At 62.6% G+C, this 20,012-nt stretch carries 20 protein-coding genes and 1 tRNA gene; 10 read left to right on the plus strand and 11 right to left on the minus strand.

Annotated elements, in window-relative coordinates; genetic code table 11:
- Window positions 1–277: 277 nt before the first annotated feature.
- Window positions 278–1,033, plus strand: coding sequence for a hypothetical protein (locus E4M07_RS11255; protein WP_136658383.1), 756 nt, complete (start codon window positions 278–280; stop codon window positions 1,031–1,033).
- 106 nt (window positions 1,034–1,139) lie between these two features.
- Here the strand turns inward: E4M07_RS11255 and E4M07_RS11260 are convergent.
- Window positions 1,140–1,216, minus strand: a tRNA-Arg gene (locus E4M07_RS11260).
- On the opposite strand from E4M07_RS11260, the gene E4M07_RS29075 reads away from it, so the two are divergent.
- Window positions 1,189–1,359: a hypothetical protein gene (locus E4M07_RS29075; RefSeq protein ID WP_169054169.1), complete on the plus strand. Its 171-nt coding sequence runs from the start codon at window positions 1,189–1,191 to the stop codon at window positions 1,357–1,359. The genes E4M07_RS11260 and E4M07_RS29075 overlap by 28 nt on opposite strands.
- A 55-nt stretch (window positions 1,360–1,414) precedes the next feature.
- A complete protein-coding gene (locus E4M07_RS11265) occupies window positions 1,415–2,518 on the plus strand; it encodes a glycine cleavage T C-terminal barrel domain-containing protein (protein ID WP_136658384.1) in 1,104 nt (367 codons plus the stop codon).
- 31 nt (window positions 2,519–2,549) lie between these two features.
- Here the strand turns inward: E4M07_RS11265 and E4M07_RS11270 are convergent, their stop codons facing one another.
- Together E4M07_RS11270 and E4M07_RS11275 are read right to left on the minus strand one after the other, a co-directional pair.
- Entirely contained in the window at window positions 2,550–3,140 is a 591-nt protein-coding gene (locus tag E4M07_RS11270; RefSeq protein ID WP_136658385.1) for a hypothetical protein, read from the minus strand.
- Window positions 3,141–3,333: 193 nt separating this feature from the next.
- Window positions 3,334–4,113 (minus strand): hypothetical protein, encoded by a 780-nt coding sequence (locus E4M07_RS11275; RefSeq protein WP_136658386.1) that lies wholly within the window; start codon window positions 4,111–4,113, stop codon window positions 3,334–3,336.
- Window positions 4,114–4,399: 286 nt separating this feature from the next.
- On the opposite strand from E4M07_RS11275, the gene E4M07_RS11280 reads away from it, so the two are divergent.
- Complete coding sequence (locus E4M07_RS11280; protein ID WP_136658387.1) at window positions 4,400–5,263, plus strand: bile acid:sodium symporter family protein; 864 nt, start codon at window positions 4,400–4,402, stop codon at window positions 5,261–5,263.
- Here E4M07_RS11280 and E4M07_RS11285 read toward each other — a convergent pair whose 3' ends face one another.
- Entirely contained in the window at window positions 5,264–6,697 is a 1,434-nt protein-coding gene (locus E4M07_RS11285; protein ID WP_136658388.1) for an amidase, read from the minus strand.
- A gap of 24 nt (window positions 6,698–6,721) precedes the next feature.
- The gene (locus tag E4M07_RS11290; RefSeq protein ID WP_136658389.1) at window positions 6,722–8,017 is read right to left on the minus strand and encodes an amidohydrolase family protein; all 1,296 of its coding nucleotides are present in this window, start codon (window positions 8,015–8,017) and stop codon (window positions 6,722–6,724) included.
- A gap of 245 nt (window positions 8,018–8,262) precedes the next feature.
- Here E4M07_RS11290 and hisC point away from each other — a divergent pair, with 245 nt between their 5' ends.
- Complete coding sequence (gene hisC, locus E4M07_RS11295) at window positions 8,263–9,366, plus strand: histidinol-phosphate transaminase (protein ID WP_136658390.1); 1,104 nt, start codon at window positions 8,263–8,265, stop codon at window positions 9,364–9,366.
- Window positions 9,363–10,304 carry a prephenate/arogenate dehydrogenase family protein gene (locus tag E4M07_RS11300; RefSeq protein ID WP_136658391.1) on the plus strand — a complete coding sequence of 314 codons (942 nt, stop codon included), beginning with the start codon at window positions 9,363–9,365 and terminating at the stop codon, window positions 10,302–10,304. Before hisC ends, E4M07_RS11300 begins: the two co-directional genes overlap by 4 nt.
- A 5-nt stretch (window positions 10,305–10,309) precedes the next feature.
- On the opposite strand, the gene E4M07_RS11305 is transcribed toward E4M07_RS11300, so the two are convergent.
- On the minus strand, window positions 10,310–11,323 hold the full coding sequence (locus tag E4M07_RS11305; RefSeq protein ID WP_136658392.1) for a DUF2125 domain-containing protein: 1,014 nt from the start codon (window positions 11,321–11,323) through the stop codon (window positions 10,310–10,312).
- A gap of 75 nt (window positions 11,324–11,398) precedes the next feature.
- On the opposite strand from E4M07_RS11305, the gene E4M07_RS11310 reads away from it, so the two are divergent.
- Window positions 11,399–11,926 carry a gamma-glutamylcyclotransferase gene (locus E4M07_RS11310; protein WP_136658393.1) on the plus strand — a complete coding sequence of 176 codons (528 nt, stop codon included), beginning with the start codon at window positions 11,399–11,401 and terminating at the stop codon, window positions 11,924–11,926.
- Here E4M07_RS11310 and E4M07_RS11315 read toward each other — a convergent pair.
- The 4 genes from E4M07_RS11315 to ftsE form a co-directional block, all read right to left on the minus strand.
- On the minus strand, window positions 11,904–12,713 hold the full coding sequence (locus tag E4M07_RS11315; protein ID WP_136658394.1) for a 1-acyl-sn-glycerol-3-phosphate acyltransferase: 810 nt from the start codon (window positions 12,711–12,713) through the stop codon (window positions 11,904–11,906). The two genes, E4M07_RS11310 and E4M07_RS11315, sit on opposite strands and share 23 nt — an antisense overlap.
- 58 nt (window positions 12,714–12,771) lie before the next feature.
- Window positions 12,772–13,512 carry a YdcF family protein gene (locus tag E4M07_RS11320; protein ID WP_169054170.1) on the minus strand — a complete coding sequence of 247 codons (741 nt, stop codon included), beginning with the start codon at window positions 13,510–13,512 and terminating at the stop codon, window positions 12,772–12,774.
- A gap of 76 nt (window positions 13,513–13,588) precedes the next feature.
- Window positions 13,589–14,575, minus strand: coding sequence for an ABC transporter permease (locus tag E4M07_RS11325; RefSeq protein WP_169054186.1), 987 nt, complete (start codon window positions 14,573–14,575; stop codon window positions 13,589–13,591).
- The gene (gene ftsE / locus E4M07_RS11330) at window positions 14,568–15,227 is read right to left on the minus strand and encodes a cell division ATP-binding protein FtsE (RefSeq protein WP_136658396.1); all 660 of its coding nucleotides are present in this window, start codon (window positions 15,225–15,227) and stop codon (window positions 14,568–14,570) included. Before ftsE ends, E4M07_RS11325 begins: the two co-directional genes overlap by 8 nt.
- A 338-nt stretch (window positions 15,228–15,565) precedes the next feature.
- On the opposite strand from ftsE, the gene E4M07_RS11335 reads away from it, so the two are divergent.
- From E4M07_RS11335 to E4M07_RS11345, 3 genes are all read left to right on the plus strand, one after another.
- Window positions 15,566–16,111 (plus strand): hypothetical protein, encoded by a 546-nt coding sequence (locus tag E4M07_RS11335; protein WP_136658397.1) that lies wholly within the window; start codon window positions 15,566–15,568, stop codon window positions 16,109–16,111.
- 156 nt (window positions 16,112–16,267) lie between these two features.
- Window positions 16,268–16,813, plus strand: a complete 546-nt coding sequence (gene hpt / locus E4M07_RS11340) for a hypoxanthine phosphoribosyltransferase (protein WP_136658398.1) — start codon at window positions 16,268–16,270, stop codon at window positions 16,811–16,813.
- Between the two features lie 220 nt (window positions 16,814–17,033).
- Window positions 17,034–17,396, plus strand: a complete 363-nt coding sequence (locus E4M07_RS11345; RefSeq protein WP_136658399.1) for a response regulator — start codon at window positions 17,034–17,036, stop codon at window positions 17,394–17,396.
- Window positions 17,397–17,409: 13 nt separating this feature from the next.
- Here E4M07_RS11345 and E4M07_RS11350 read toward each other — a convergent pair whose 3' ends face one another.
- The gene (locus tag E4M07_RS11350) at window positions 17,410–19,977 is read right to left on the minus strand and encodes a TIGR02302 family protein (protein WP_136658400.1); all 2,568 of its coding nucleotides are present in this window, start codon (window positions 19,975–19,977) and stop codon (window positions 17,410–17,412) included.
- Window positions 19,978–20,012: the final 35 nt, after the last annotated feature.

Below are 20,012 nucleotides of genomic sequence, written 5' to 3' on the forward strand. Positions count from 1 at the left end.
GAACGCTTGGCGTCGATTGCTGTCCTTGTTTGATCCTGAGATCACAAAACAACTTCGTGAACTCTGGTTAGATGCGGTTCAGCTCGAATTGGATTGGATGATAAATCCCGGCGATACAAATGGTGAGCGAAACAAGGCGCTAAGCAGTCAATCCGGGCCAATGCTTAAGTACATAGAAGGCAGGGATAGTTCTGGGCCCTCTGCTCGCGAAGAGAAAGTCAGCAATCGACGCGTGCTTCGGTTTAGGCTGGCAGATGTGTGAGGACGAGGTAGTGTTATGACAATCCAGAGTAGCCGGGACGATGATGAAATCGAGCCTGTTTGCTGGGCTTGCAGGGGAGGCTTGAAGCCAAATCAACAAAAATGCGTTGAATGCGACTCGTGGCAAAACTGGAGAATGTATTTTGCATTTTCCAGCACGTCACTTGCTTTGCTGGTTGCACTCCTAAGTATAGTCACGACCTTTTTCTCAATCTCGGATCGATTCGTACCGCGAGGCGTCTTAGTAGCAATCGCCAACGGTGAGCTTATGAAAAATGAGATTGAATTTCACAACAACGAGAAGTTTCCCATCGTTCTATTTGGTCACGTCAAATGCGATCTCACGGGGTCTTTATCTTATATCGGAGAAGAACCCGGAGGTGTTGCTGATCCCAAAAACACAAGCGAAACAAAGGTTATTGGAAAGATTGCCTCCGTTAATAGTGTCGAACGAGTTATCAAGCAGGGAGAGTTTGTAACCATCCCCGTCACCTACACTGGCAGTGGAATGGGGTTTGAGTCAGATATTGCTTTCAACAACCTGGAAAGCCTGATCAACGGCAATTTGGCTCGAATTTACGATGCCGCAGTGAAACCAGTTCAGTTCGACGACAAGCAATCTGTTTGGTTTTCTGTCAAGAGTCCGCGCAGTTGTACAGTGATGTATCGAACACCATCCGGGCAGGAAATAGAGGTTACATTTGAAAACAGGTTCATTGAACGAGACATAGTGGCCACTGCAAATCGGGTGTTCTTTCGCGGCCAGAATTGACGACATGCAGTTGGGCCGCGTCGAACCCTTTCGCCCCGCAGCATGTGTAAACCATGTCACCGGAATGAAATGTAAGCCATGTAACAAGAATGGACCCATGAGATTCTGGCGATCCCGGCAGGATTCGAACCTGCGACCCTCAGATTAGGAATCTGATGCTCTATCCTGCTGAGCTACGGGACCGCGTGATCGCGCGAATGACGGCGAAGCGCGTGAATCGCCGATATCCATACTATAAACCGGACGAACATCAAGGGAAATCGGGCAGCGCCGGCGGTGCCGGCGCACAAGGTAATTTTGCCTTTGCCGGCGAATCGTTTGTTTGACCGGCGGCCGATTGCGACGTCTAATCGCCGTCTAACGACCCACAGGAAACGCCCGATGTTCGGAATCACACCTTCGGCGCGGCTGCGCCCCTCGCCCTTCTACGAATCCACCGTTGCAGAAGGGGTGCAGAGCTTCACGACCTACAACAACATGCTGATGCCGACGGGATACGGCGATCCGGAGGGCGAGTATTGGCGGCTGATCAACGGCGTTTCCATGTGGGACGTCGCCGTTGAGCGGCAGATCGAGCTGCACGGCCCCGATGCCGGCCGGCTGGCGCAGATCCTGTCGCCGCGCGACCTCGGCAAATGTGTCGAAGGCCAGGGCAAATACGTGGCGCTGTGCAACCACGCGGGAACGCTGATCAACGATCCGATCCTGTTGAAGCTCGCCGAGGACCGCTACTGGCTGTCCATCGCCGATTCCAACATCTTGTTCTGGGCAAGGGCCGTCGCCAGCGAGCGCGGGCTTGATGTCGCGGTGAGTGAAGCCGATGTGTCGCCACTCGCCGTGCAGGGGCCGAAGGCGGAGGACGTCGTCGCCTCGCTGTTCGGCGACTGGGTGCGCGATCTCAAGTATTTCTGGTTTTCCGAAACCGAGATCGACGGCATCCCGGTTGCCGTCGCCCGCTCCGGCTGGTCGAAGCAGGGTGGTTTTGAGATCTACCTCATGGACGGATCAAAGGGCGCGGGGCTCTGGGACCGCGTCAAGGAGGCCGGCAAGCCCTTTGATATCGGCCCCGGCAATCCGAACGCCTGCGAGCGCATCGAGAGCGGCCTGTTGTCCTGGGGCGGTGATACGGACGATGCCACCAATCCCTACGAGGTGCGCCTCGGGCCCTTCGTCGACCTGGACGTCGCGGACGACGTCGTCGGCATAAAGGCGCTGAGGGCCATAAAGGCGGAGGGGCCGAAGCGGCACCAGCTCGGCGCAGTCCTCGAAAACGACGAACCGACGGCGCTGCCGGCACACTGGTACGACATTCTCGTCGACGGCGAGAAGGTCGGCGACCTGACCAATTGCGTGTGGTCCTACCGGCTGAAGCGCAATATTGGCTTCGCGCTCGTCTCGACGCGGGTAAAGCCGGGCGCAGAGGTGGTGGTCCACAAGGACGGTTGGGCTATTCCCGCGGCGCTCAGTAAATTGCCGTTCATCTGAGGCCGGCCTTGTTCCGCGACATGCGGTCCGATCAGGCGGAAAACAGGCTTTCCGCCGTTCCGATCGGCTGCTGCTGGTAGATCGTCTCCAGGAAACGCCACAGCTCGTCGCTCAGCCACTCGGGCAGGCCCTGGCGCCGCTGCATGATGAAGTCGGTAAAGTTGAACGATGGATCCTCGACGAAGTCGAGCGCATCGGCGGACAGGGCGGGAAGCCGTATCTGCCGGTCCATGCCGATCTTCACAAGCTCGTACTCGCCGTAGACCGGGGCGCGAAAGGCGCCGATCGCATCGTTGCGAACAAGAACGAACTGGCTCGAGGTCAGCCGTCCGCGCAGGGTGACGGCCGCCTGGATCGAGGCGAGCGTGCGGTCGAGAAAGAAGAAGACCGCGACGCCCATGCCCGCCTCAGTGGCGGCCTTGTCGTAGCCGATATCCTCGAAGATCGAGAAGAACCGCTCGAGATGGTGGGCCTCAAGGTCGATCACGTAGTCGCGTTCCGGGTGGTCCAGAATGCTGTCGAACAGGCGCATCTGCCCGTCCGTGCTCGACAGGTCAATGATGTCGCTTTCCTTGGGGAAATAACCCTTGATGGTTCCGTGCGGAAAATCGGTGTCGATCACCCGGGGCAGGCTGTCCGTTCCCAGGCGCAGCAGCTCCGCGTAAAGCCGCGCAAAGATGGTCTTGCCGTTGCGGGCCTCGTCGGAGCAGATGATGTGAATATTGGCGCCGATGGCAGGACTCCTGCTTGCCCCGGTGCTTCAAAACCGGGTGCAAATGATACGGGGTCACTCTAACCCCGTATCTTAACAGGTTTTACTTCTTTGCCGCCCGCTGCGGTTCGGCCTTGGGCTTGGCCGCGGTTTCGCGGCTGGCACGGCCGAGATTCTGCAGAAGGCTGAGATGGCTGAACTCGCCGTCCAGGTCTGAAATCCACTTGCGGACATAGCCGCGCAGCACGAACGAGAAATTGGCGTCGCTGCCGCGCGCGTCCTTGTTCTCGACAAAACCGGAGAATGTCGCGCCGGCCAGATCGACCTGCTCATAGGCCATCTCGTTGAGTTTCGGAATGTCGATTTCCGTCGCGTCGGGCAGATCGGCGAAATACTTCTTGAAGGTTTTCTCGTCCCACTCGAAGAAGTTGGTTTCGTTGATGAAATTCCGGGCAATGACGTAATTGATGCCTTTGATGTAGTCGGAGATCTCGTTGATCTCGTCGAGGGAGGCCACGGACGGCCCGACAACATGGATCAGCCCGAGATCGAACTGGCCATGGCGGGCAGCCTCCAGGACGCCGATGCGGTCGAACGTGTCGAGCGAAGACGACAGGTTGCCGGCCTTCAGGTCGACGATGGTGACCTTCACGGCCGCGGAATCGAGCGTGTCCAGTATCTTCATCTGATCGGCGACCGAATTCAGATCGATGATCTCGGTAATGTCGGGATAGAACCGCTTGAGCGTTCCGCGCGGGTTCTCGGTGTCGAAGGCGCGGGCCGGCATGTTTTTCCGGGCGAGATAGTCCAACAGCGCACGGGAGGTCGTTGTCTTGCCGACGCCGCCCTTGTCTGCGCCTACCATAATCACGGTTGGTTTCATGAATTCTGTTCCCTGATTGCGCGCGGCCCGAAATGCGGCCCCGCTTCTTGTGTCTTTGTGAACGCAACACTGACTTCGCCGCACGTTCGATAAGGAACTTATTTCCGGCGAAAACGTGGCGGTCCGGCGTTCGCGCAAAATCTCTTTGCCACGCCGCCGGGCGGGGCGCTCGTCGGACGGGTCAATTCCAAATATTTCAGTACCGGGTGCAATTATCCACAACCGCGCCGGGCCCTATCCAATCCATTCCTGCTGCCTATAATCGGGCAAAAAACGGAGGGGTATCTTGGGCATCCTACTGAGCGTTTTCCTGCCGCTTTCGCTGGCCTTCATCATGTTTTCTCTCGGCCTTGGCCTGACCGTCGCGGACTTCGCCAGGGTCGTGGCGCGGCCGAAGGCGTTCTTCGCCGGCGCGGTATCGCAGATCGTCGTGCTGCCGGTCGTCGCGTTCCTGCTGCTGCAGCTTTTCCGCCTGCCGCCGGAACTGGCCGTCGGCGTGATGATCCTGTCGTTCTGCCCGGGCGGCGTGACGTCCAACATCATCACAAAACTCGCCGGCGGGGCGGTCGCCCTCTCGGTGACCCTGACCGGCGTCGTCAGCCTGTTGTCGGTGGTCACCGTGCCATTGCTCGTCGCCTGGGCGGCCAACCATTTCATGGGCCAGGCGGCGCCGGATATCGACGTCACGGCGCTGGCGCTCGCCATGTTCGCGATCACCGCCGTGCCGGTGGCGATCGGCGTCGCGCTGCGTCATTTCGCCGAAGGACTGGCCGACCGGATCGAGGCGGCGGTCTCGCGCATCGCGCTCGTTCTCTTCGTGGTCATCGTCATCGGCGCGCTTGCCGCGAACTGGAGCCTGTTCATCACCAACCTCGTCCTGCTCGGGCCGCTGCTCGTTGTTCTGAACATCGTGCTCCTGTTGCTCGGTCTCGGCATCGCAAAGGCCATGGGGCTCGACCACGCGGACGGCGTGGCCATCGCCATCGAGACCGGCGTTCAAAACAGCACATTGGGCATCACCGTCGGTAGCCTGATCGTCGAGGCCGCCACCGGACTGCCGCCCTTCAGCCTGCCATCGGGCGTCTACGGCATAACGATGTATTTCGTCGCCCTGCCGTTCATCTACCTGATGCGGCGCCGGAGGGGCTGATCAGGCAGTGGCGAGCTCCGCCGGATAGGTCCAGGGCGCCTCGGCCTCGATGTGCTGGGCGATGTCGAGCAACAGCAGATCAGCCCCGATCGGTCCGATCAACTGGACCGACAGCGGCAGGCCGGCGCGCGACAGGCCGCGCGGCAGGCTGATTGCGGGAATGCCTGCGACATTCGCAAGCGGCGCGCGTGGCGCGATTTCCGCCATCTGCCGCCACGCCGCGTCGAGATCCGTCCGGTCCGGCGGCATTGCGCCGATTTTCGGCGGGCCGCCCGCCAGCATGGGCATGACGATGGCGTCGATCCCGTCGAAGAGCCGCCAGCAGCCGTGGGCGATCCGTGCCATCTGTGTGTCGTTGGCAAAGAAGCGGGCGGCCGACATGGCGCGTCCCTCGGCGGCTGCGGCGGCGATGACCGGGCTCACCTCTTCGTCGGGAATGTGTAGCGCATCGAGCCACGCGGCCTGAGAAACCGAAAGGCAGGCGCGGTCGCATGCCGCTGCCTCGGCGGCCAGCCGATCGAGAGCGGCGACATCGATTTCGATGATGGTGTTTCCTTGCGCCTCAAGGAGCGGCGCAAGCGTGCGCAGCGCCTCGGCCTCCTCGTCTCCAAGCCCGGCGGGCGCGGTGTCGACAAGGCCGATCGTCATGCCCTTCACGGGCACACCCGAGAGCGTCACCTCGCCATAGGGGCCCTGTGTATGGCCCGACACCGCGACCAGCGCCGCGCGGATGTCGCGCACCGAGCGCGCCAGCACCAGTTCGCCCGTGACACCCATCAGGTGATTGTCGAAATCGGGGGCGTTGGGGACCAGCCCGCGCGAGGGTTTCAGCCCGACCAGGCCGCAGCAGGCCGCGGGAACGCGGATCGAGCCGGCCGCATCGGTGGCATGGGCGATTGCCACGATGCCGGACGCAACGGCGCTGGCGGCGCCGCCGGAGGAGCCGCCCGGCGAATAGTCCGGGTTCCACGGGTTCCTGGCAATGGGGCCGCCCGGCGGCTCGCTTGTCAGCGCCAGGCCGAATTCCGGCGTGGTGGTCACGCCGAAGGGGAGCAATCCGCAATGGCGAAAGCGTTCGAAGACGAGGCTGTCCGCCTCGGGCAGCGGCAACCGCGCCGCAAGGGCCGGCGCGCCGGCATGGGCCGGAAGCCCCCTTGCCACATTGCCAAGGTCCTTGGCAAGGAAGGGAACGCCGGCAAACGGGGCATTGAGGGCATGCTGGTCCTTGTCCGCCAGGCGTTTGTCGAACGCTTCGGCAGCCTCCAGGCCCATCGCTTCGTCGATATGGCGGAGCGCACCGAACGGGTCGGATTTCGCCCGCGCAATGCTTGCCTGCATCAGGGCGAGCGCCGATGTTTCACCGTGGCGCACGGCTTCCGCAAGGGCCGTGGCATCTGCCGGGGGTGCCGTACTGGCGGCTTCGGTCGGTGTCATTGCATTGCCCGCCTTCGTTGCCTGTCAGCCGGAGGCCTCGACCGGCGCGTAGTCGGCCGGATTGAGCGTTTCCGGCCGGCCTTCGAGATTAAGCCGCGTGATATTCGGTTCGGTCTCGGCAAGGACCGCCCCGCTGCGGATCACCGCAAGACGCGTCGCCTTCAGCCTGATGGCCTCGACCGGATCGCGCGCGTCGAGAACGACACAATTCGCCGGCCTGCCCTTTTCGATGCCGTAGTCGTCCAGTCCGAAAGCCCTCGCCGAATTCACGGTGACGGCGTCGAAGGCCTGTTTCATGGCATCAATCGACGTCATCTGGCCGACATGGACCGCCATGTGGGCGACTTCCAGCATGTCGGCGCTGCCGAGCGAGTACCACGGATCCATGCAGCAATCCTGGCCGAGCGCGACGTTGACGCCGGCGGCCATGAGCTCGGGCACCCGGGTCATGCCGCGCCGCTTCGGATAGGTGTCGTGCCGTCCCTGCAGGGTGATGTTGATCAGCGGATTGGGTATCGCGTGGACCTGCGCCTCCGCGATCAGCGGAATCAGCTTGGAAACGTAGTAATTGTCCATGGAATGCATGGAGGTCAGATGCGAGCCGGCGACCCGCCCCTCAAGGCCGAGCCTGACCGTTTCGGCGGCCAGCGTCTCGATATGACGCGAGGCCGGATCGTCGGTCTCGTCGCAATGCATGTCGACCCGAAGGCCGCGTTCGGCGGCTATCTCGCACAGCCTTCGCACGGAAGCCGCGCCGTCCGCCATCGTGCGCTCGAAATGCGGAATGCCGCCGACAATGTCGACACCCTTGTCGAGCGCCCGCAGCAGGTTGCGTTCGGCGCCCGGCGCACGGAACAGGCCGTCTTGGGGAAAGGCCACAAGCTGCAGATCGATATGCGGTTTGATCTTCTCGCGAACCTCGAGCAGCGCGTCGACGGCCAGAAGGCGGTCGTCGCACACATCGACATGGCTGCGAATGGACAAAAGCCCGCGCGCGACGGCGAGATCGCAATAGCGCAGCGCACGCTCGACAACTGCCTCGTGGGTCAGGAGCGGCTTCAACTCGCCCCAAAGGGCAATGCCTTCAAGCAGCGTTCCGGACCGGTTGAGCCTCGGTTGTCCGAGCGACAGGGTGGCGTCCATGTGGAAATGCGGATCGATGAAAGGCGGGGTCACGAGCCTTCCGCGCGCGTCGATCGTCCTTCGTGCCTGCGCGTCCAGGCTCGGTGCCACGGCGTCGAACCGATCGCCGGAAATGGCGATATCGACCCCGCTGCGGCCGTCGGGAAGGTTGGCGTTTGTGATCAGCAGATCGAGCATGGGCGACTCCAGATTGATTGCGGCCGGCTGCTTTCCGGCACGGGCGCTCCATTGCAGCACGCGGTCGGCATGTCCGACAAGGGGCAGGGGCAAAAGACGAGCCTGTGTGCGACCCGAAAGCAGCCGTCACGGGTCAGAGAAGGTGCCTAAACACTCGACATTCGCGCTCCGGACGGCTATGCCCCGCAGGTCATGACCTGCCGCCGGTCGCGATGCGCCGACGGTAGTAGCAGGGAAACGGACACATGAGCAGTGCCAGAGTAAAACCGGTGCCCAAAAAGGGCGTCATGGATATCGCCGCCTATGTGCCGGGCCGGGAAACCGCGCCCGGCGTCGAGCGGGTCTACAAGCTGTCCGCCAACGAATCGCCGTTGGGCGCGAGCCGCAAGGCGGTCGAGGCCCTTGCGGGCATCAGCGACCACCTCGAGATCTATCCGGACGGCGCGGCGCATCATCTGCGTGACGCGATTGCCGAAGTGCACGGGCTCAATGCCGCGAACATCCTGTGCGGCAACGGTTCCGACGACCTGCTCACCCTCCTGTGCCAGGCTTACCTGTCGCCCGGCGACGAAGGCATCATCACGGAACACGGGTTCCTGGTCTACAGGATCCAGATCTCCGGCGCCGGGGCGACCCCGGTCACCGTGCCGGAGACCGACTGCACGGCCGACGTGGACGCGATCCTCGCCGCCGTCACGGAACGCACGAAAATCGTGTTCATCGCCAATCCGAACAACCCGACCGGCACCTATCTTCCGGTCGACGAGGTGCGCCGCCTGCATGCGGGCCTGCCCGGCGATGTGCTGCTGGTGCTTGATGCGGCCTATGCGGAATATGTGCGGCGCAACGACTATGAATCGGGCATCGAGCTGGTGTCGGCCAACGAGAATGTCGTCATGACCCGTACATTTTCCAAGATATACGGGCTGGCGGCGCTGCGCATCGGCTGGCTTTACGGGCCGGCGGCGGTCGTCGATGCGCTCAACCGCATCCGCGGGCCGTTCAACGTCAATGCGGCCGCCATTGTCGCGGGCGCGGCGGCCATTCGCGACCGCGAGCATGTCGAGCGCGCCGTCGCGCACAACCAGGTCTGGCTTCCGCGTTTAAGCGAGGGATTCGAGGCACTCGGTCTTGCCGTGACGCCGGCGGTCGGCAATTTCCTGCTGATCCATTTCGACGGCGCTGCGAAAACCGCCGCTGAAGCCGATGATTTCCTGACGCGCCGCGGCTTCGTCCTGCGCCGGGTCAAGGCCTACGGATTTGACAACGCGCTGCGCATGTCGGTGGGCACCGAGGAAGCCAATGAGGGCGTGCTTGCCGCGCTGAAGGAGTTTTTGGGTAAAGCATGAGCACGGTTCAATTCAAGAAGATCGCCCTGGTCGGCATCGGCCTCATCGGCTCGTCGCTTGCCCGCGTTATCCGGGAAAAGCAACTGGCCGGAACCATCGCGGTGTCCACGCGAACGTCGGAAACGCTGGAGCGCGCCCACGCGCTGGAGCTGGGCGACACCTATACGACGTCATCGGCGGAAGCCGTGCGCGACGCCGATCTCGTGATCGTCAGCGTGCCGGTCGGGGCATCAGGGAAGGTGGCGCGCGACATGGCCGCCGAGCTGAAGCCGGGCGCCATCGTCACCGATGTCGGTTCGACCAAGAAATCGGTCATCGAACAGATGGCTCCGGTTTTGCCGGACAATGTCCATTTCATACCCGGCCACCCGATTGCCGGCACCGAGCATTCCGGACCCGACGCCGGGTTTGCACAACTGTTCCAGGGACGCTGGTGCATCCTGACGCCGCCGCCCGGCACGGACGAGGCAGCCGTTGAAACGCTGTCCGGGTTCTGGCAGGCCTGCGGGTCGATGGTCGACCGCATGGACCCGGAGCACCACGACAGGGTTCTGGCGATCGTTTCGCATCTGCCGCAACTCATCGCGTACAATATCGTCGGCACCGCCGATGATTTAGAGACTGTGACAAAGTCTCAGGTCATCAAATATTCGGCCTCCGGTTTCCGCGACTTCACGCGCCTGGCGGCATCCGATCCGACCATGTGGCGCGATGTATGCCTCAACAACCGCGATGCGATCCTCGAGATGCTGGCGCGGTTCTCGGAGGATCTCGCCTCGCTGCAGCGGGCCATACGCTGGGGCGACGGCGACAAGCTCTTCGATCTGTTCAGCCGTACGCGCCATATCCGCAAGTCCATCATCGAGGCCGGCCAGGATGTGGACGTTCCGGATTTCGGGCGCCATGTCGCCGTTTCGGAAGGCCAGCCCGAGAACTGACCGTATTAGAGCGGCGGGATCCTGCCGAGCTGGATGAAGCCGATCCGGACGGTTCCGTTGTCGACATTGATCGGCAGCGAAAGGTTGGCCCCGCCGCCGTTGACGCTGGCGGCGATGCCCGCCGCGTTGGCGATATCGTCCGACATCTGCGGAAAGACCTGGCCGACAAAGTCCTGCCATGCCTGCATATTGCGGATCTCGAGATTGAATTTGCCGCTGAGATAACCGTCCTGATTGATCGAGAACGGGCCCTCGATGCTCAGTCCGGCGCCATTGTCCAGATCGGCATTGAGGTTGTTCAGCGAAGCGCTGAGATTGCGCCAGGGCTGCTGCGAAGCACCGCCGCCCGACAGCAGCCAGGCACGGTCGCCGAGCGTCACGTCGGCCTGCAGGTCGAAGGACGTCGCGCCGTCCAGCATGCCGCCGTAGACGAGGCTCGCATCGCTCAGGCGCAGCACGGCGTCGAGATCGGCGCTGTTCTGGCGCGCATGCACCTCGGACGAAACGGCCGAGACCTCTACGGGATCCGTTTCGCCCGGCAGGGTGACGGTCGCCCTGAGGTCACGCGTTTCCAGCGACGCGCGGTCGAGCCCACTCAGATTGAACACCGTGCTCGATCGCAGGATTTCCCAGTCGAGATCGGCGAGAAGCCCGATGGCGGCCTCGACGGTCACCGGACCGTCCAGTTCCGAGACGATGTGGTTCGGTTTGTAGACCTGCGCGGCGGAACGGAAACTTCCGGCGGTTACGATCGTGTCGGCGATGTTGTCCTGGGCATGAACCGACGAGCAGAACAGGCCGAGGCGGAACGGGTAGCCGCGTACATCCATGTCGCGGCAATCGGCGGTGACATTCTGGTTGCGCAGATCGCTGAGCAGAAACTGGCTGCGGCTCTCGAGTTGACCGGCGAGGTAATACCACAATCCCGTATAGGCAGCGATCGCGGCGACGATGAAGATCGCCAGCCACAGGAACCTGCGGGACGAATATACCGGCTTTTTGCCACTTGACCTTGCCATTCGGTTCTCCAATTGTGCGGCCACCGGGCCTCTCCCGCGTCGTCGCGCTTTGAATTCGGAACATTGATCAACGATATGGATGATTTTTGGGTGTTTGGCTATGGGTCGCTGATGTGGCGACCGGGATTCGATTTCGTCGAGGCGGCGAGAGGCCGCCTGTTCGGCTATCGCAGGGCGCTGTGCATCTATTCCTGGGTGCATCGCGGAACACGCGACAAGCCGGGCCTCGTCCTCGGTCTCGACCGTGGCGGATCATGCACCGGCATGGTCTTCCGGGTCGACGGCATCAACCGGGACCGGGTGATGGGCTATCTGCGCGAGCGTGAGCTGGTCACCAATGTCTATCTGGAACGCACCTCGCCGGTGCACCTGTCGGACGGGCGGCGGATTACCGCCGTCTGCTTTGTCGCCGATCAGCATCACGAGCAGTTCGCCGGTCATCTGACCGCGGAGGATGCGGCGCGGCGCGTCGCCGTTTCCGAGGGCCGCTCGGGGCACAATGTCGACTATGTCGCAAGCACGGTGGATCACCTGAAGGAAATGAAAATCCGCGATCACTGGCTGGAGGATGTTGCGCGGCTCATTGGCCCGCCGCGGCTGTGACGGTCTCCTTCGCCGTCAGTTCCTCGTAGCGTTTGCGCGCCTGATCCGGCAGCGGCAGATCCGGGTTCTCCCGAACCGCATCGACAAGCAATTCGTCGACCGCCGCCTCGGTAACGGATATCAGTTTTTCCATGAACTCCTCCTGCGGCAATCCCGGCTGGATGGGCGGCAGGAAGCGGACCCTGATATTGCCGGGATAGCGCAGGAACTTGCGGCGCGGCCAGAACAGGCCGGCAACCACCGCCACCGGCATGACGGGAACGTTAAGCTCCGAGTAGAGGCGCGCGATGCCGAATCGGTAGGCGGGTTCGGCGCCCACCGGACGACGGGTTCCCTCGGGATAGATGATGAGCTGGCGACCGTCCGCCATCTGGCGCCTGGTCCGCTCAAGCACCGCCGGCATGACCTTTTCACGGCTGCCGCGGTTGATCGGCACCATCCGCATCTTGATGACATACCACCCGAACAGCGGAATCCAGGTGAGCTCGCGCTTGAGGATATAGAACGGATCGTCCAGGTAGGGCAGGAGACCGTAGGCATCCCAGAAGGACTGGTGCTTCGGCGCGATGATATAGCCGCCGCCGGGAATGTTTTCGAGGCCTTCCAGGGTGTGCGTCGTGCCGGCGATCCTGGCGAGCAGCCAGTGGTTGGATCGCACCCAGAATTTCGGAATGACCCAGGCGGCCTTCCGCGGCATCAGGAAATACGGCAACGAGAACACGATCATCTGGACGATGAGGTTGATGTAGAAGGCCGCGTTGAAGAGGGCGGAACGCAGGTAAAGCATCGATGGATCCGGGCCGGTATTCTTTGTCGGGATTACTGTGAGCATCCCCGGCCGGCTGTCAATCGCTGCGGCTGACTTGGGTGGCGGCCGGTTTTTCGGCGATCTGTTCCACCGCGCTCGAGCGCAGCCCGTTGCGGACGCCGGAACCCGGCCGCAACCGGTAACGCGCGGCGAGATACTTGACATATTCGGCAGCAAGCATGCGCAGCGCCGCCGGCTTCTGCAGCCATTGCAGATTGCGCAGGTCCGTGGTGACAACGGGATAAGGAATGAAGTTCGTATCGGGGTCGACCCGCCGCAGTTCCATCAGGCTGCGCGGCATGTGGTAGTTGCTGGTGACGACGATGATGTTGCTGTAGCCGTGCTCGCGCACCCACAGCGCCGCCTCGTTGGCATTGCCGATGGTGTCGATCGCATCATGGCCGATATCCACGCAGCACTCGAAAAGGGCCGGTTCCGAATCCGTCAGTGTCTGTATCTGGCGGCTGGTGGTGGCGGGATTGACGCCCGAGATCAGGAGACGCCCGGCGGTTCCGCCGTCAAGCAGGTCGAGGGCGCGCTCGATGCGCTGGCGGCCGCCGGTCAGGACAACGATGCCGTCGGCTTCCGCCAGTTTCCGTGGCGGCACCAGTTCGATCACATCGCGTGAGAAACGCAGGAAACTGCCGGCAAAAAGCCCCACCGCCAATGCCAGGACGAGCAGGAAAATCCCTGCCAGCCGTCCAAGCCAGCGCGCGCCCCCGCTGTGCTTTTTCGGCGATTCGGCCACAGCCGATTCGCCGGTCGGATCGGTGTTCATACCCCTCCATACAGCGCCTTTGTGGCAAGCGCCAGAGCGCATCTTGCTGATTGGATTGTGGATCAGGAGGCAGCGCTCAGATCGACCGGGTCGGATCTGAGCGGATGAGATCGATCTCCATGATCGTGCGGATCACGGTAATACGCGTCGTCAGCGCGGTGAGCACTGCGGTGATGACGACAATCGCGAGCGCACCGATATAGCCGCCCGCACTCATGGAAAATCCGCCGAAAAGAGCCATCGCCTGATCGCTTTCCGGGGTGGCGATGCGGATATTGGCCCACAGCCCCGCGATCGCAAACGCGATCGTCGCCGCAAGGCCGCCGGCAAGGGCGCCCTTCAGCGCGATCATGAAGAAGTGTTTCTGGAACTTGGACGCGACAAAGCTTGCCTCCGCGCCGACGAAATGCAGCACTTCGACGATGTGATGGTTGCCGGAGAGCGCGCCGCGGGTGGCGAAGATGACCGTCAGGACGGTGGCGATGAACACCAGGGCCAGCACGCAAAGGCCGATGATGACCGTGGTGTTCGCCATAGCCACCAGCCGGCCGACCCAGGTCCGGTGATCGTCCAGGAAGGCGTTCTTGACCGATTCGTTGAGCGCTGCGCGCATGCCGGTGAAATCGGGAGGCGAGGTCTCGTCAATCGTGATGATGACAAGCCGCGGAACCGGAAGCTCCTCCATATCAAGGCCCTCGCCGAGCCACGGCTCCAGCAGGCGTGCCGTCGCGTCCGTGTCGACGATGGTCGCGCCGGTGGTGCCGGAGAAGGTCAGGGCGATGTCGCGAGCCTTGACGAGTTCGGCATCCACGTCCATGCCGGGTTCAGGCTTGATCTGGATGGTAATCTCCCGCGAGATCTGGCTCTGCCAGCTGCTTGCCGTGTCCTGGACCATGATCACCGCGCCGAGGGTGAGGCAGGCGAGGAACGACATGATGGAGATGACGAACATCAGCGAGTTGCCGGCGATGTTGGTCGCCGGCACGATCGGCGCCATGGGGCGCAGAACGATCTCGCGCGGATTTTCCTTCAATCCCTTTTCGCCGTCGGTCACGTCATTCATAGATTTCAAGCCGTCCGCCCGATAAAATCATGCGCCGCGCGTCAATCTGATCCATCAGCGACAGATCGTGGGTTGCAATGATGACGGCCGTTCCGAGCTTGTTCAACTCAAGGAAAAGCCGCAGCAGCCGCCGCGCCAGCGGCGCATCGACATTACCCGTCGGCTCGTCCGCCAGCAATATTTCCGGTTGATCGATCAGCGCGCGCGCGATGGCCGCGCGCTGCTTCTCGCCGCCCGACAGGATCGGCGGCAGGACGTTCATGCGGTCCCCGAGGCCGACCCATTTCAGGAGTTCCATCACGTCGGTCCGGTAACTCGTCTCCTCCTTGCCGCGGACCCGCAGCGGCAGGGCGACGTTCTCGTAGGTCGTCAGGTGATCGAGCAGCCTGAAATCCTGGAAGACGATGCCGATGCGGCGGCGCAGCTTCGGCAGTTCCTGCTGCGGGATGGTGGTGATGTCCTGGCCGAAAACGCGCACGAAACCGCGCGTCGGCTGCAGCGACATAAACATCAGCCGCAGCAGTGTGGTCTTCCCGGCGCCCGACGGGCCGGTCAGAAACTGGAAGGAACGCCTGGGCACCTCGAACGTCAAATCGCGCAGCACTTCCGGCCCCATGCCGTAACGCAGTCCAACGTTGTCAAAGTCGATCACGCGCGCCTCGTCGGTGCAATTCGAAAACCGGCGCCGGCCGCCGACACGGTTAACGAGCTGTTAATTTCATTCCTGTGCCGCACGTCCGACCGACCGGGTTTTCTGTTTGTTAACCAAATGCGTTTACGTCTGCTAAAGAATTCCCGCAAGAGCCGGACCAGGGGTACATTCAACAGCTTATGCAAAGTGGCAGCGGCAAGCACAGATTCGGCTATAGTACGCGAAATCATTTTTCGAAACAGTCTTCGCGCATCCGAACCGAAAAAACATTTCGCAGTGGCGCGACCTTTCCCGGCGGACCGCCCGATACGGACATCATAGACGCCGAATTCGAGCATGTGGACGATGCGGTCAGACCCGCCGTTCCGCGGCAGCGTCAGACCGCGCCACAGGTGGAGGTTCCGGCGGAGGCATTCGGCCGGGCGGCAACCGGCGCGCCACCGCACATGAACCTGTTTTCCAAGACACAACCCCGGAAAAGGCGGGTTCAGCAGCGTCCCGTGGCGGGTTTCGCGGCACTGGTGGCCTTGCTGTGCGCCGTCGGGTTCTGGCTGGCGGGCGGCCACGCCTTGTTTGCCGGCGCATCAGCCGATCGCGGGCTGACCCTGTCCAGGATCTCGGTCGACCCGCTGCGTGTCCAGGATGAATCCTATTTCGTGCTGCACGGCGTGATCAGCAACGAGTCGTCGGACGCTCGCACCGTTCCACTTCTGGCCATCGAATCGGCCGGGGCACCCGAGGGGCAGGTCCCGCTCTATGCCCGTGCGGGAAAACAGCAACTGGCGGCAGGCGAGAGCACGCGCTTCACGGTCCGCGTTCCAAGCGCGATACGCGATTACGAACAGTTAACCGTATCGCTGGCAGGTGCGGGAACCGCACGCTGATCCGAATTTCCGACAATTCAGTCCGAATCCGGTGAAAACGTCGCTGTTTGGCTTTTCCTTTACGGGTTCATGGACTACACCGGGCGGCGAAAGCAAAACCCGCGCGGCAGCAAGTAAGAATCGCTTTCGCGCGGCCCGACAAGTCTGGAAGCCGCCATGGCCGTTGTCCGCGGAAAAAACATCGACATCCTGTTTTCGCCGGAACAGATCGCCGAGCGCAATCTCGGTCTCGCCGCACAGATTGCCGCGGAACCCAAAACCGATCTGCTGGTGATCTCGATCCTGAAGGGATCGTTCATCTTCGCCGCCGACCTCTTGCGCGCGCTGCATGCGGTCGGACTGGCGCCGGAAGTCGAGTTCATAACGCTTTCAAGCTACGGAAAGGGCACGAAGAGCCAGGGCGTCAAGATCATCAAGGACATCGACAGCGAGGTCACCGGACGCGATATCCTGCTGATCGACGATATCCTCGAATCGGGAAACACGCTGCGCTTCGCGCGCGACCTCATGTACGAGCGCGGCGCCAAGGATGTGTCGATCGCCGTGCTCCTGGACAAGCGAAGCCGCCGCGAAGGAACGCTGAACGCGGATTTTGTCGGCTTCGAGTGCCCCGACTATTTCGTCGTCGGATACGGCATGGATGTCGCCTACGCCTTTCGCGAACTGCCCTTCGTGGGGGTCGTCACGGGCGATGCCGAATAGGGTCGTGTCGGACGGCCGGGCCAACACTCTGTTAAGCATGATTTGCCGAAAGCCGTGCACGCGGGTCGAAATGACCGGCGAAATCGCGGCCATTTACCGCCCGAAAAGAATTGAGTGATTTGCTGCGGTCGGGGCGCGGTAACTACCCGCGCATGATTACAGGGGGAGCTCCGGGCGGCCGGCGTGCGGTCCGGGTTCAAACAGAGTCGGACGGGAAAACATGGCAAAAATCCTTATTGCCGAGGACGAGGAATCGCTTCGCCGCTTTGTCAGCCGGGCGCTGAAGATGGACGGGCACGAGGTGGACGAGGCGGCAGACGGTGCCAACGGCCTGGACCAGCTTCGCCTGGAAAAATCCTACGATCTCCTGTTGTCCGATATCCGCATGCCGGTCATGGACGGCATCGAGCTGGCGCATCTGGCGGCGGCGGAATTTCCGGAGCTGAAGATCCTGCTGATGACGGGCTATGCCGAGCAGCGCGAGCGCGCCGAATCGCTTTCCGACGTTGTCGTTGACGTCGTCTCCAAGCCATTCACGCTGCCCGATATCCGCGGCGCAGTGGCCGACGCGCTGACGGCTTAGACTTCCAGCCTTCCTAGCGGCTGTCCAGCAGCCGCTCGAGATAGAAGCGCTCCATCTCGGGCCGGAATGCGTCTCCCAGCCTTTCCCTGATGGCTTCTAGAATGCGGCGCGCGCGCTGGATGTCGGCTTCTTCGGGCACCTTCACATCTTCGCCGAAATCCGGACCGCTGTTGGCCCGCGGCCGGCCGAGCGGATCGGTGCCGAGCGGATCGCGGCGTGCGGACCCCGGTTGCGTTCCCGGATTCTGTCCCATCGACTGGCGCATCTGGTTCATCATCTGCTGGGCGCCCTGGCGAAGCGCCTGCAGCGCGCGGCCCTGTTCGTCGACCGCCGTGCCGCCCTCGGCCTCGCCGAGTGCCTCGCCGGCCTCGCCCATGGCCTCGCCGGCCTCGTCGAAACCTTCATTTTCGCCGAGGCCGAACTGTTCGAGCTTCTCCTGCAACTCGCCGAGCTGCTGCTGAAGCTCCTCCTGCATCTCCTGCAGGTCGCGAAGCGCCTGGCGCAGTTCCTCCTCGGTCATTTGCTGCATGTCGCCCTGCTGATTTTGCTGGCCGTCCTGCTGGCGCTGGTTGTCCTGGAAGAACTCGCGCTGGCGGCGGTCCCTGAGCGCCTGTTCCAGGTCGAAGGTCTGCTCCATCAGTTCCTGCTGGCGCTGCATGAGCTCGCCGAGCTTGTCCATCTGCTGACGCATGGGATTGTCGCCCTGGACCTGCTGGTGCTGCCCCATCTGTAGGTTGTTCATCATGCGCTGCAATTCGGAAAGCAGCTGCTGGGCCTGGTCGCGGGCGCCCGATTGGGCGAGATTCTCGATCTGGTCGAGCATGCGTTCGAGATCCTGCTGGCGCAGGATGTTCTGCAGCGCTTCCGGCGGAACCTGCTGCATGGCGCTCTGGTTCTGCTGCATCTGCTGGGCGAGGGCCTGCAGGAACTCCTGCATGGCTTCGCGCAGCTCATCCATCAGCGCCTGGATTTCCTCGTCCGACGCACCGTTCTGCAGCGCCTCGGAAAGCGCCCTCTGGGCGTCACGCAGGCGCCGTTCGGCGAAGGAGAGGTTGCCGTCCTCGATGCCGAGCGCAATGTCCCACATGTAGTCGGCCGCATCGCGCAGCATATCGTCGTCCCAGGCCTGCTTGATGCGGGCGCGTGCCGACTTGATGAGCAGGTAGTGGGTGGTGTTGTCGATGGTTTCTTCCGGCGCCAGCGTGATGGCGTCGTTGAGATCGAAAACCCGGTCGATCCGGTTGGTGTCGAGCGCCAGCACCTGGCGCTGCTCGGCGACGGAACCGGCAAGCAGATTGTGGAAGAAACGTCCGGGCAGGACCATTTCACGGGTCTCGCTGCGTCCGGTCTGGCCGATAAAGTCCTCGGCGACCAGCGTGATCTTCACCGGCATGCCGGCCATGGGATGTTCCGTCAGATTGCGGCTCTCGCGGCCCTTGCGCTCGCGCGCCGTCTTTCGCGGCAGGGTCAGCGGATAGTCCGGCGGATCATAGAGGGGACGCGCATTCGGCGATTGCGGCTCGGCGGGCACGATCTCGGCATAGGCCCGCTGCACGCCGTAGTCGTCGCCAAGCTTGAAGCCGATTTCCAGTGCGCCGTTGGCCGCGCGTCCCGGCTCACCGTCAAAGGCGATTTGCGGCGGCGTGTCGGCGATGAGCTCAAAGCGCCAGCTCTCGGCCAGTTGCGTGCCCCGCTTTATCATCAGAACACCGTCGCCGGGCGCTTCGAAGCGATAATCGCTCGCGGTGTGCGCGCCGTTCGCGGGTCCCGTGCCGGGTGCGTCATCCTGCTCGACCGGGATGGTTACCGCTTCGCCGCCTGCCTCATAGACGACGCTCTCCGAACCGTTGCCGCCGACGATGCGGACCAGCATTTCGCTGCCCTGCGGTATGGCGATCGTATCGGGAAGCCCCTTGGTGCTGCCGGTGAGGAAAATCGGTGCCTTGCCGGTGTAGTCCGGCGGTGTGACCCACGCGTCGACGCGGATCCCGGCGACGGTCTGAGCCGGCTGATGGCCATGGAAAGCGTCACTCAGAAGGCCTGACTGGCTGGAATAGGAATAGGCAAACCCGACGACGAACAGGAGCGCGACGACGGCCCGCAGCCCCAGGGGGTCGACCCGCGGCGTATCCGGGCGCGGCGCCGCCAGGTGGATCGCCTCGATCCGTTCTGCCATGCGGCGCTTGTGCGCTTCCCACAGCGAGCGGGCAAACGCGTTGTCATCGGAAACCAGCCTGTCCGACTGAACCGCCAGCGCCTGGTGAACGATCCGGTTGTCCTTCTCCAGGCGATCGAGCGCCAACTGCCGGCCCGGCCAGCGCAGGCCCGTCAGCGGATACAGGGCGGCAAGCGCGCCCGCGCCGAAGAGAACGGTCGTGGCAAGCCGCAGCCATTCGGGAACCAAGCGGAAATAGCCGAACCAGGAGAGCGCCGCGAACAATCCGAAAACGCAAACCAGGGGCAGCAGCCGCGGCCAGAGGCGCTCGGCAAAAAGTATGAGCTGTGTTGCCCTTATGCGGATATTGATCCGACGAAGGAGCGTGTTCAGGCTGAGTCTGTTCCGCTGCCTCGCATTCGTCATCGGCGACGATTCCCTCTGTTTTCCAGCAGAAGGAT

This window comes from Nitratireductor sp. XY-223, from assembly GCF_004959855.1.
Taxonomy (GTDB): Bacteria; Pseudomonadota; Alphaproteobacteria; order Rhizobiales; family Rhizobiaceae; genus Hoeflea_A.